Genomic DNA, 12,910 nt, shown 5'->3' with positions numbered 1-12,910 from the left:
GAATGATTCGGATGGCGGATGAATCAAGCGTTACCGCGATCGCTCGCGGCTGATGTAGATCGCGAGCAGAATGATTCCGCCCTTGATCACGTTCTGCACGTACGGGTTCACGCCGATCATGTTCAGCCCGTTGTTGAGCACGCCGAGCAGCAGCGCGCCGACCAGCGTGCCGAGGATCGCGCCGCGCCCGCCGGAGATCGACGTGCCGCCCATCACGACGGCCGCGATCGCGTCGAGCTCGAAGCCCACGCCCGCGTTCGGCTGCCCGCTCATCAAGCGCCCGGTCAGCACGATCGCGGCGAGCGCCGACGTGAGCCCGGCCAGCGTGTAGACGATCAGCTTCACGCGTGCGACCCGCACGCCGGTGAGCCGCGTCGCCTGCTCGTTGCCGCCGATCGCGTACACGTAGCGGCCGAACGGCATCCGGTCGAGCAGCAGCCATGCGATCGCATAGACCACCAGCATGATCAGCACCGGCGCCTGGATGCCGAGCACCTTGCCGCTGCCGAAGAACGCGACCCAGTCGGGCAGCCCGTCGATCGGATAGCCGCCCGTATAGATCAGCGCGAGGCCGCGCGCGATGCCCATCGTCGCAAGCGTGACGATGATCGGCGGCATCCCCGCGAACGCGACGAACACGCCGTTCAGGAAGCCGAAGCCGAGCCCGACCGCGATGCCGATCGCGAGCGCGGCGACCGCGTTGACGCCCGCGACCATCAGCCCGGCCGCGAGCGTGCCCGACAGCGCCATCACCGAGCCGACCGACAGGTCGATCCCGCCCGTCAGGATCACGCAGGTCATGCCGACCGCGATGATCGCGTTGATCGACACCTGGCGCAGCACGTTCTCGAGGTTCGCGGCCGACAGGAAGCTCGGGCTCGCGATCATCATCGCGATGCATACGACGATCAGGCCGACGAGCGGATAGAACAGCGTCGAGCGGCGTAGCTGCGCCCACATCGCGCGGGGCGGCGGCGCATCGCCGTTTCCGGCGGTGGCCGCGAGCGTCGTCGAACGCGTGGAAGAAGAATCAGGCAGGTTCATGGGTCGCTCCTCGCGTGCCGGTCGTGGCATAGGTCATGACCGTGTCGGGATCGATCTCGTCGCCGGCGAGCGTCGCTTCGATGCGGCCCTGCCGGAACACGGCGACGCGATCGCACATGCCGACGATTTCCGGCAATTCGGACGAGATCATGATGATGGCGTAGCCGCGCGCGGTGAGTTCGCGCATCAGCCCGTAGATTTCGGCTTTCGCGCCGACGTCGATGCCGCGCGTCGGCTCGTCGAAGATCAGCACCGACGTGTGATGGTTCAGCCAGCGCGCGATCACGACCTTCTGCTGGTTGCCGCCGGACAGCGTCGCGACCTCGGTGTGGATCGACGGCGCCTTCACGCCGACGCGCCGCATCACGTCGTGCGTGGTGCGCGCCTCGCCGCGCCGGTCGATCAGCCAGCGCATCGACCGGTACTTGCCGAGGTTGTTCAGCGAGATGTTGTCGCGAATCGAGAACGACGTGACGAGCCCTTCCGTCTTGCGGCTTTCCGGCAGGATGCCGATGCCCGCACGCAGTGCGTCGGCCGGATCGGCGAGCTTCGCCGCCGCGCCGCGCACGCGCAGTGCCTTGCGATGCGCACGCGTCGCGCCGATCACCGCGAGCGCGGTTTCCGTGCGGCCCGAGCCGACCAGGCCCGCGAAACCCAGGATCTCGCCTTCACGCAACGCAAAGCGGTTCACCGGGCCGTCGCGCTCGATCTGCAGCGCATCGACTTCGAGCACGGCCGGCGCGTCGGCCGGCAAGACCGGCTTCGGCGGAAAGCTGCTCTCGATCCGGCGGCCGACCATCATGCGCACCAGTTGCTCGACGTCGGTGTGCGCGACCTCGGTCGTCGCGACGTACTGGCCGTCGCGCAGCACCGTGATCCGGTCGCACACCGCGAAGATCTCGTCGAGGTGATGCGAGATGAAGATCATCGCGACGCCCTGCCGCTTCAGCTCGCGCATGATCGCGAACAGGTGCTCGGCCTCGGCCGGCGTGAGCGTCGCGGTCGGTTCGTCGAGGATCAGGATGCGCGCGTCGAGCGACAGCGCCTTGCCGATCTCGACGAACTGCTGCTGCGCGACCGACAGCGTGCGGATCGGCGCATCGAGATCGATCGCCACGCCGAGCCGCGCGAAGATGCTCGCCGCCGCGGCGCGCATCCGCTTGCGGTCGCGCGCGCCCCAGCGGTTGCGCAGCTCGCGGCCGAGGAACAGGTTGTCGACGGCATCGAGGTGCGGAATCAGGCTGAACTCCTGGAACACGATGCCGACGCCGGCCGCGACCGCGTCGTGATAGTCCGCGAAATGGCGCGCGGCGCCGTCGATCTCGATCGTGCCGGCATCCGGCTGGTGGATGCCGCACAGGATCTTCATCAGCGTCGACTTGCCCGCGCCGTTCTCGCCGAGCAGCGCATGGATCTCGCCGCGCGCGATCTCCAGATGAATGTCGGACAGCGCCTTCACGCCGGGAAAGCTTTTCGTGATGTGGCTGAGCCTGAGTATCGTGTCCATCGGCTTCTCCGTGCGAAGGGCGTCGGCCGCGCCGCCGCCCTTCGCGTCGCGTCGCACGTCGTTCACCAGCTGAAACCCTTCGCGTTGCCGCGATCGACGACCTTCACGTCGACGGGAATCGCCTTCGGCACCGTCGCGCCCCACTTGCGCGCGATCGCGATACCGAGCGCGATGCGCACCTGGTCGGCCGGGAACTGCGCGGTCGTCTCGATGAACTTCGAGTTCGGCTTCTGGATCGCGGCGATCGCCTCGGGCGCGCCGTCGACGCTCGTCAGCTTGATGTCCTTGCCGGACCCCTCGATCGCGGCGAGCGCGCCCATCGAGCCGCCGTCGTTCACGCTGAAGAGGCCCTTCAGGTTCGGATGCGCGGAGATCATGTTCTCGGTGACCGACAGCGCGGTCGCGCGCTCCTGCTTGCCGTTCTGCGTATCGACGAGCTTCACGTTCGGGAATTTCGCGAGTCCGGCCTTGCAGCCGCGCACGCGTTCGAGAATCGGCACGACCGGAATGCCGTCGAGGATCGCGACCTCGCCGCTGCCGCCGATCGCCTTCGCGAGGTATTCGCACGACATCACGCCCGCGTCGTAATTCTTCGAGCCGACGAACGAATCGACCGGGCCGTTCGCGTTCGCGTCGACGGCCACGACCACCGCGCCGGCCTTCTTCGCCTGCGTGATCGCCGACTGGATGCCGGTCGAATCGGTCGGGTTCACGAGCAGGATGTCGATCTTCTTCTGCAGCATGTCCTCGACGTCGCTCACCTGCTTGCTGACGTCGTGATGCGCATCGGTGACGACGACCTGCGCGCCGATCGACGCGGCCGCGTCGTTCAGCGCCTTTTGCATCGTCACGAAGTACGGGTTGTTCAGTTCCTGGAACGTCATGCCGATCCGCAGCGGCGCGGCGTGCGCGGCGGCGGGCAACAGCGCCGCGACGGCGAGCGCGGCAACGGCCGCCAGGCGGGCGGCGCGACGGGGGGATGAAGCGGGCGATGCGTGCGTCATGACGGTGTCTCCAGAATTGTGTGCGGCTTTTTCGTGGGTGAATGCGCCCCTCGCGACGTGAGCGACGCGATCGGCTGGGTGAAACGGTGAAACGGCGGGTAAAACTCGGGCGGGCGGCGGCCCGGCGATCATCCGGGCTGCGGCATGAGTTCGGGCGCACCGGGCGTCAGCACGCGCGGCGGCAGCGGGTTACCGGTCGGCGCCGCGTGCAGCGCCAGCTCGCGGCTGCGCACGTTCAGGCGCTGCAGCGCGCGGAATTCGGACGGCGCCATTCCCTTCACCGCGCGGAACTGGCGGTTGAAGTTCGACACGTTATTGAAGCCGGCCTGGAAACAGATGTCGGTGATGCTTGCGTCGTCGGCGAGCAGCATCTGGCACGCGGATTCAATCCGCAGACGATTCACGTACTGGACGAACGGCATGCCCGTATGGCGATGGAACGCGCGCGAGAACGCGCTGACGCTCTGCCCGGTCAGTTGTGCGAGATCGGACTCGCGCAGCTCGGATGCGAGGTTCTTGCCGATATACGACAGCGCATGGCTGAGCCGCGTCGGCGTGACATCGGCCTGGTCGTACGCGGGGCTCGCGAGCAGCGTGCGTTCGGCCGCGCCGCACAGCCGCTCGAGGATCGTCATGAACAGCGCGATGCGGCGCATGCCGCGCGCGGTCAGCAGTTCGTCGAACAACGGCGCGATCGCGGCGCTCGTCGCGGTGTCGAAGCCGACTCCGCGCCGCGCGTCGTCGAGCAGCGCCTGCGCGTCGCGGCATTCGGGGAATGCGTCCAGGCAGCGACGCACGAACGACGGATCGAACTGGATCACGAGATTGCGGCGCTCGACGGTTTCGCCTTCGGCCATGTCGCTGACCCAGTTGTGCGGCAGGTTCGGGCCGAGCAGCACGAGATGGCCCGGGCCGAACGAGCCGATGTGATCGCCGACGAAATACTTGCCGTGCGTCGCGACGATCAGGTGCAGCTCGAATTCGGGATGGAAATGCCAGCGGATCGTGCGATACGGATAGCCGTGCGACCAGACCTTGAACGACTCGTCGCGTCGCACTTCGACCACTTCGAGATCGGGGTGCATCATGTTGGCGTCTCCATTCCCATATATTGCTGGCCGGCCTGTTCGGCTGGGCGTGCAGCGCCGCGTGTCTCGCGCGGCGATGCGACCGGTCGCATGGGAAGCAATGTAGGTCGATCGAGCGCGCGGCTCCACCAACTTTACGCCTGATTTTCGATACTTTTTTGCCGCCCGCGCGCGGGAATGGCGTCGGACGGCAAATTTGTTGCAGCGCGGAACGGCGCGGCGGCCGCCCTCGCCGGCTTACGCCGCCGCGTGCTCGCGCGCCGTGCGCACCTCGTACGCCTTCAGGTGGTTGTACGCGATCCGCAGCAGCGACAGCGTATCGGCCGCCTGCGGGTCGCGTCGCGCGAGCAGGTCGCCGATCACGTGATCGGCTTCGACGCGCGCATGGTTCTCGACGTCGCGCAGCATCGACGCGGTCAGCGGTGACGGCGTCAGCACCATCCGCTGCATCCGCTCGCTGGCCGCCGGGTCGGGCCGGTGGCCGTTGTATTCGGCGATCGCGCTGCATTCGGCGCGCATCGTTTCGAGCAGGCGGCGGCCGTCCGGCGCGGCGAGAATGTCGCCGATCGACCCGCGAAACAGCGACGTGCTCGCGGCGAGCGTCGCGAGAAACACCCACTTGTCCCACATCCGCGCGGTGATGTCGTCGCTGAGCGTCGCGTCGAAGCCCGCGCCGCCGAGCACGTCGGCCACCGCGCGCACGCGCGGCGATTCGCCGCCGGCCAGCTCGCCGAACGACACGCCGTGCGTGTCGTTCAGGTGCACGATGCGCTGCTCGCGATCGAGCGTCGCCGCGATCACGCACAACCCGCCGAGCACCTGCGCGGCGCCGAAGCGCTCGCGCAGCACGTCGAGGTGGCGCATTCCGTTGAGCATCGGCAGGATCAGCGTCTGCGGGCCGACGAACGGCGCGAACGATGCAATCGCGTCGTCGAGGCTGTACGCCTTGCAGCTCAGCAGCACGAGATCGAACGGCGCGACGCCGGCGCCCGCGTCGCCCGCGCGGATGGTCTGCACGTTCGCGAGCGTCAGGTCGCCGCGCGGGCTGCGAATCAGCAGCCCGTCGCGCGCGAGCGCGGCCGCGCGGCCGTCGCGCACCAGGAACGTCACGTCGCGCCCCGCCGCGGCCAGCCGGCCGCCGAAGTATCCGCCGACCGCGCCGGCCCCTACCACCAGAATCCGCATCGTTGCCTCCTTTCGGTTTCGTTCGGCGTCCGCGCCGCTGCCCAGGGCGCCGGACGCATATCTCATGCAACGCTCACTGGTTCAACGGCTTGATCCGCGGAACTGCTCGGCGGTCATGCATGAGTCTTCCGCATTCAAACACGTCCGGAAGTCGGAAGGGATGAAATCAATTCGGCACCGCATGAGGTCTTGTGGCCGTCGAACGCGGCGGCTTGGCCTTCGACCTTGAATTCCGGGTCACCTTCGACGATTACGCAAGCACCGTGAATCGGACATGAACACGTGTCGCCGATGCGAGCGACCGCGCGGCCCATTACCTTGCTCGTACCGGCTCCGGTTTCGACCCGGCCGCCATGGGTATGGGCGTCGTCTACCCGGACAATTCCCCGCATACCTTCAGTCTCCGAATGATCCGGCGCGACGCGCATCATCTGCGCGCCGCGCCGACTACATCACCACGAATATCCCTGCTGACCGTAATCGGTATCGTGTCGGCGACCCCACCACGGCAGGTAAGCATTGTTTCCGCCACGCGCGCGGAACCAATCCTTGTTTGGATCGATCGTCGTCAACTTTGACGGCGGCAGGATGACAACCGCAACCGGATGCTCGGCATCGGTTGTGCCGGCAACCAGTGCGTTACCGCCGAAGTGATTGATTCGGCCGATCGCGAGCGCAACGTCGGTCAACGCACTACCGGTTCCCATGTCGCCAAGCAGGGCCGCCGTGTTGAACGTCTGCTTCTTGTGGTCGTATTCCGGCAGGATTTCGGTGAGCGTTTGCGACAGGCCGACAAGGCGGTTCGAAGCCGCGTCACTGCCTTTACCTGCATCGTGAACGATGTATTTCAGGTCAGTAACCGCGACGCCGGCATTGCGTGCCGCGTGGTCTATAGTCGCCTTCCACGCCTGCACAGTGCGTGTTGTGCCAACCTTCGGCGAAAAGTCCTTCGTGTCGCCCGTCGCCGCCTTGCCGATCCATGCGAGCGGTTCACGCTCCGTGTTGAAGGTCGGGCCGGCGAGGAACAGTACAACAAGATTCTCGTTAATCTGCGCGTCCGTGGGTGGGAAACTCGGCGCATCCCAATTCATGACCCACACGCTCTTGTCGGGGTTCGTCTGCAAGTAGTTCAACGCCTTGTTCAGCGACGTGAAACCGGCGTTTGCACCGCCTTGTGTGATCTGCACATCAGGGGGCGTGTCGCGGCTCCATACTTTCGGGAAATTCGGGTTTCCGATCAAGAAAGTTTCCCTGATCTCCTTGGTCAAGAATTCTCTAGACTCGGTGATGTCGAGCCGCTTGGGAATTGCCAATTCAACACGAATTCCAGCAAGTTCACGCCAACTCTTTGGATTGTCGGGCTGCACTGTATAGAAGTACGACGGATTCATCGCGTAGCGGTTACGCAGCAAATCCAAAAAGGCTTCCATGTATTTATGATAGAAGCCCTTGAATGTTTCTTCACCTTCGTTACCGTACACCAATGCCCCGATTGATTTGAGCGTCGAGAACGATTTCGGATCGGTACGAACCATGTCATCGTTCTTGTTCGGTGCGGCGAGTCCTTGCGTCCACAACAATTGCCATTCGGTCGGATAGTCCTTGCGTTCGAGCGGATTCAACCAAATCAGTCCGACGACCTGCGCGACAAATGGCTTCGCCGGTTCTTCCGCTACTGGCGCTGCCTTGCCGGTGGGTGTCTGGGCGGGGGCGGCCTGTGCAGGCCGCATCATGGCCGTGGTGAACAAAAACACCACAAGCGTCAGCAAGCCAGGCGCGATTACGAATCGTTTCATCCAATCTCCTATTTCCAAGTGTCCCGGGTCCGGTTGCTCCACGTGCGCCATCAGCGTCGCCATGAGTAGGGCCGCGACCATCCATACCAAAGCAGCGACAGCGACACGTCGAGGCCATGTAGCGATCAGCGCCTTCATACTACGCCTCCGACCTTCAAATGAGCCTGACCTTCGCGCTCGTCGGCAATCTTGCCGGGCATGTTGCCTTCACCGTTCTTTTTGTGGACCCATTTATGCATCGGGAGGTCATCGAGAATGCCAGATCTAAAATACTTGGCATATTTTCTGTTTGGATTGCCTTCCGGAATACCATCCCCCATCCGCCAATCTGCTTCAATGCGCAGCGCCTTGATTTGCTTTTCCGTCAGATAGCACAGGCCAACCGCCACATCATACGCAAGCGCATATTCGGCATGATCCGCATTGGTCATCGTTGTTGAGTGGTTTGTCGGGTTATTGGTCTGGCCACGGTCCATCCCGTCCGTGATCTGCTTGTTGCGCCAATCCGTATAGCCTTCGGGCACGTCGCTTTTCCCATCCTCACCGATCACGTGACCGTCCTTATCAACCCAATCGGAGTTCATCGTACGTCGTGCTTCCAAACGCATCAGCGCGCGATCCTCATAGCGTTGTCCGGTTTCACTCTCAGCCGTACCTTGGGCGTCACCGTCCTTGTTCTTCGACTTGTAAAGGTCGTAGGGATCGTCGGCCCGCTTGTCCGCATCGGCCTTGCTCGCGTCGCGCCATGCGGACGGCGGATCGTTGCCTTCGTTGAAGTCGCTTTTGGCTGGTCCATCTTCTGTCGGCGCGATCGGCTTGCCGAATCGCTTCGCCTTCGGCGGGAACGGTTGATCCAGCGCGGGGGCATCCGCAGTTACGGTCCAGCCCTTCGGCGGGTCTTCATTCACGCGGAACATCTTCAGTGCAGCAGTCGCAGCAGTTCCCGCGTACATGAGGGGGGCGGTAATTAATGTCCCCATCATCCCCCAGACCGACTCGTTTCCTTTGAGCGCACCAACCAGACCGAATTTTGCCGGCGGCGATGGCGGATACCAGAATCCCGGAGTCGTCCCTTTCTGTACATGCCGCCAGTCGTCTTCCCAATATCGATAGTCTTTCTGCACGCCGACATCGAAACCCGATGCGAAGACACGCTGCGTCAGTACGCCGGGAACACCGATATCGTTGATTTCAAGCTTGCTGATACCGCGCCAGCCAATCCCTTGAACCGTCACCGCCGAAATCACCTGATCATGCGGACAACAGTACGCCGTGACGCGGCCATATGTCGATTCATTCAGACCGTGACGCACACGGTCTTCCTGTGCTGCATACGACTTGTTGCTCGTCGGCGATACCCGACTGTTCCCCATGTCTTCATCGATCTTGTCGGCAGGAAGTTCGTAGGCTTTGCGCGTGCCGATGATCGACAGAAACTTGCCAAACGTCTGCGTGCGCGCTGCGTAGGTCTGCCGTCCGCGATTCCCGTGCGGGTCTTTCGTCTCACGTTGCGACCACGTATCCATTCCCGTGGAAGATTTATACGGGCCTTCCCCCTTCGCAAAGCTGTATGGTGCGTTTGCCAACACGTAGGCATCCGCCACGCATCGCCCCTTGCGTCCCCACGGGTCTTCAACGTCGGGCAGTGCATCGCCGAAGAACGCCGCCGTGAGGCCCACAATGTTGCCTTGACTGTGACATACGACGGTAATCGGTACGGTGGCCTGCATGCGGCGGATCGACTCGATCAGCTTGGCAAGGCGCAAGGCGGCAAGGGCGCCATACGCGCGGGGCGGCGCGCGATACAGGGGCCGATTGGTCGGGTTGATGGCCTGCACGCTTGTCCAACCGAATGCACGATCATCAAGTCCGCCATGCCAAAGATCGGGAAGACTCGAGCATCCATTCGTGAACGGACCGCCGCCCCAATAGTCCTGTTCGTTCAGGAAAATCTTGTCTCCGTATTCCTTCAATTCTTCGGCGGTCGCCCGATAACCCCACCGGAAGTGAATCACGTTCGAGAACGACGGATCGGGCTTGATGTAGTTGTCCGCAAGCAACTTTGGATTCAGAAACCCGTCCGGCGTCAAGCTTTCGGTGTACTTCGCAGGCGTCAATTGACCGGCATCGATGCCGGTGTACTTCAATTGATCACAAGACGGCCGAGCCGACGATTGAGGCCCTTGCACAGTCCTTCCTCCGCCGCTTCGAACCATTCTCCTTCCGAATTCACGCCATGCACGAAGATGACGATGCCGGGCAGCGGCATTTGCTTGATGCAGATAAGCCGCTTGTCCTTGTCGAACAAGGTCGGCCCTTCGGCACGACCCACCACAATAGGCGGCGGTTCTCCGCGCGATGCAGTTGCGCCCGCCGCATCGGATTTTGTGGTCGGTTCGTCGGTGCGCGCGTCGGCGACCGGTCGAGGATCGAGAAAAGAATTGGTCATCAAAACTCCGGCCCTTGCTTATACGTTCTTCTTGACGAACTGCACCGCCAGCTTTTCGAACTGGTCGGCATGCACCGCCGGCAGTTCGCCGGCCGCATCGGTCTTCAGATTCGACAGCGCCCCCGACGCCTTTTGTACCTGGCCGTCGAACCCTGCCGCCGCGTTGCCGTCCGTGGCACGAACAAGCTTCGGCACGCGGCCGAGCGGCGCATGATCGAATTTCGGCATGTCAGCGGACATGCTGGCAGGACCGTCCCACGAATGGCCGGCCGATTTCACGGTGAAGGTGCCAGGGCAACCGAGTTCGATATCGCCGCCGTGCAGCTTGAGATATGCGCCGCCCGACGTAACGAACACCACCTGATCGCTCGCCATGCCGGCGAGCTTGCCGCCGGCCGCAGTGAGTTGGATGTTCTTCGCCGAATCGACTTGCGTATCGTCGCTCCGAGATTGAATCGTGACCTTGCCTTGATTCGCGATGGCCGACACGCCTTCGCTGTGCGCGAACATCGCGACGCCATGTCCGCCGTGCAGGTTGATCCGCTCGCCGCTGGTGAGTTGCACGTGTTGCTGTGCGACCTGATCGATGTTCACACCGGCATAGGTCACGTGCGTTTTCGGCGTGAGGTTGACCGATCCGGCTTGCGCGCCAAAGGCCATCAGTGCGGATGCGTCGCCCGCCGAGCCGCCGGGCTTCCAGTTCTTGAACGCATCGGCGATGGTCGCTTGCCCGGCCGTGTCGGCGGCTTGCCCACCGTGCTGGCCGGCATAGTCGCCAAGCGATTTGAAGAGCTCCGTGCACTGGCCGAGCAAGCTAACGAGTTCGTCGCGATCGAGCTGGCCGCCGCTTGCCTGCGAGCGCGCGTAAGTTGTCAACAGAATGCCTTGGGCGGCGCGCAGCGCGGCGGCAGCGTCGGTGCGCAGTTCCGCGCCTTCGCCCCGGTCGGTCCCGTGTCCGTCCTTCCGGGGCTGCGTGAGATACCCCAAGTTCAATTGCGTATACGCATGTTCGCTCGCTAGCTGTGCGGAAATTTGCGAGGGGGTATCGTCAAGACGTAGTTGGTTATAACGTCGCCCTTTAATCTCCTTCGTCTTGATCCCGGACACGTACCGGTTGCCCGGCAGCGCGCCGGTATGGGTGAACGTCGCAGGCGGGTTCGCGCCGTTGCTCAAAACCCCGATGATGACCAAACGGTCTGGGTCGCCAGATAGACAGCCCAATAGGACTTCCATACCGACACGGGGCAGGAAAAGGGCACCGAAGTTGCCGCCCGCCAAACTTGCACCGACGCGGATAGGTGCACTGTCGCCGGCCAACCCGTTCGTGCCGACACCTTGAGCGTGGGCGTGATCCGCCGGATCGATACCGTGAATCTGCACGCGAACGCGGCCATCTGCGTCGCAAAACACTTCCTCACCTTCTGTTCCTACTATCGTGCCGGTCAGCAGGTGGACCGGCGGCAAGTCGATCTTCGGATCGTAGGACGGCTTGAGTGGCACGCCGCGCCGGACGCACGTGAAACTGTTTTCGTAGCGCGTGTCTTTCCGTTCCGACACATCGGCCGGCGCGGGTAGCGCGGTCTGCGCAATGTTTCGGCTCGCTGCGAATAGCGCGATCACGCGGCCAGTCAGGTCTTTCGGAAGGTTGTTCCAGATATCGTGACGAACTGACGTAACGACGAACTGTCGCTGATCGACCGGCTTCATGTCGAGTTCGGGGTCTCCCGTCAACGTGAACCATGAACCAACCGGCATATCGCGGACGCTGCTGATACCGTCGTACCGCTCCGCTGCGAACTGGTGAGCCAGCATCCGGTCGCGCGTAATGCGTTCGTGATCGTTCCACGAATCGCCGACGTGCGGAATGTCGATCGCAACATCGGTCAACAGCTGTGCAAGGTCGTTACCCGATTCCCCCTGGTCGATGCTGGTAGCGACGGCGGAATTGTCCACACGGGCTTTCTTGTAGTCCCACGACGGCCGGCTCGCGATGCCGGACGACAGGCTCTGATAGTGCGCGAATAGCGTTACCGTATCGCGTTGTTCGGTTCCGGCATCGCGAGGGTGAAGACGCACGGCACCAGCCGGCGCTTCGGCCAGCCGCATCGGGTCATCGCAAAAGATGAGTGTGTGAATCGGCCGCTCGTCGGTCATGCTGCGCGTTCCACCGGCTGGTCCGGCCTTGGCGAAGACGGTAATTCCTTCGCGCCGCAGTAGCCGGCGGACAAATCGTGCATCCGACTCGTTGACCTGTCGCGTGAGTTCGCGCGCCGGGTAGCGTTCACGACGCAGGCCGGACAGGTCAAATTCGAATGCGCGGGCCAGCGCCGCACTCCGTTGCCGCCATTCGTTCATCAGCGTCGCGAGAATGTCGATAACGTTGCGCGAACGGAATATGCGGGAGTTCGTGCGGCGGTCCATCAGCGACAAAGCGTCGCAAACGTTTAATCGATAGACGGTCAATTCGCCGTCCGATTGGCCCACCTGCACATCGCGAACGATCGCGTTGATCGTCTGCCGCCCCGGTCGGTCGTGAGGCGCACCGACACCGGCAGACCGAGAAGCAGCTTGGGAGACAGGTTGTCGTGTGTCGAAACGCAGTTCAGATAGCCGTCGATACCGGTCAGCAACCCTTCGTGGATATCCGCGTGATGAAGCGCCAGTCGATGACCGACCGCGCTTTGCGCTTGCCCGAAATTGAGGGCGACGGGCCGCTGGTTCCAGTCAACCAGACCGGACGAAAAACTTCGAAGGGTTTCAGCTATCGACATACCCGCGCTCTCATCGTTCTTATTCGTGACTTGGTCTTTTAGGCGGGTGGTCAGGGGGACCACGCC

7 protein-coding genes and 2 pseudogenes are annotated in these 12,910 nt (G+C 63.4%); all 9 read right to left on the bottom strand.

Going from position 1 to position 12,910, the window contains the following annotated elements:
* Nucleotides 1–30 precede the first annotated feature (30 nt).
* The 9 genes and pseudogenes from J8I33_RS20710 to J8I33_RS20670 all read right to left on the bottom strand — a co-directional run bounded on the left by J8I33_RS20710 (nt 31) and on the right by J8I33_RS20670 (nt 12,844).
* Nucleotides 31–1,044, bottom strand: coding sequence for an ABC transporter permease (locus J8I33_RS20710; RefSeq protein ID WP_034175227.1), 1,014 nt, complete (start codon nt 1,042–1,044; stop codon nt 31–33).
* Nucleotides 1,031–2,551 carry a sugar ABC transporter ATP-binding protein gene (locus tag J8I33_RS20705; protein WP_089489766.1) on the bottom strand — a complete coding sequence of 507 codons (1,521 nt, stop codon included), beginning with the start codon at nt 2,549–2,551 and terminating at the stop codon, nt 1,031–1,033. The genes J8I33_RS20710 and J8I33_RS20705 overlap by 14 nt, the downstream gene beginning before the upstream one ends.
* A 62-nt stretch (nt 2,552–2,613) precedes the next feature.
* Entirely contained in the window at nt 2,614–3,555 is a 942-nt protein-coding gene (locus J8I33_RS20700; protein WP_006485848.1) for a substrate-binding domain-containing protein, read from the bottom strand.
* A 128-nt stretch (nt 3,556–3,683) separates the two neighbouring features.
* Nucleotides 3,684–4,643 carry an AraC family transcriptional regulator gene (locus tag J8I33_RS20695; RefSeq protein ID WP_209924809.1) on the bottom strand — a complete coding sequence of 320 codons (960 nt, stop codon included), beginning with the start codon at nt 4,641–4,643 and terminating at the stop codon, nt 3,684–3,686.
* Nucleotides 4,644–4,880: 237 nt separating this feature from the next.
* On the bottom strand, nt 4,881–5,828 hold the full coding sequence (panE, locus tag J8I33_RS20690) for a 2-dehydropantoate 2-reductase (protein ID WP_209938996.1): 948 nt from the start codon (nt 5,826–5,828) through the stop codon (nt 4,881–4,883).
* Nucleotides 5,829–5,962: 134 nt separating this feature from the next.
* Nucleotides 5,963–6,220, bottom strand: coding sequence for a PAAR domain-containing protein (locus J8I33_RS20685; protein WP_209939024.1), 258 nt, complete (start codon nt 6,218–6,220; stop codon nt 5,963–5,965).
* 60 nt (nt 6,221–6,280) lie between these two features.
* Nucleotides 6,281–7,762 carry a virulence factor gene (locus J8I33_RS20680; protein WP_245172263.1) on the bottom strand — a complete coding sequence of 494 codons (1,482 nt, stop codon included), beginning with the start codon at nt 7,760–7,762 and terminating at the stop codon, nt 6,281–6,283.
* Nucleotides 7,759–10,073 (bottom strand): annotated as a pseudogene (locus tag J8I33_RS20675) (hypothetical protein). Before J8I33_RS20675 ends, J8I33_RS20680 begins: the two are co-directional and overlap by 4 nt.
* 18 nt (nt 10,074–10,091) lie before the next feature.
* Nucleotides 10,092–12,844, bottom strand: a pseudogene (locus J8I33_RS20670) (type VI secretion system Vgr family protein).
* Nucleotides 12,845–12,910: the final 66 nt, after the last annotated feature.

The organism is Burkholderia sp. AcTa6-5 (assembly GCF_017815075.1).
Taxonomy (GTDB): domain Bacteria; phylum Pseudomonadota; class Gammaproteobacteria; order Burkholderiales; family Burkholderiaceae; genus Burkholderia; species Burkholderia sola.
Note: the sequence above shows the minus strand (reverse complement) of the source record. Positions and strands in the feature narration are given on the sequence as shown.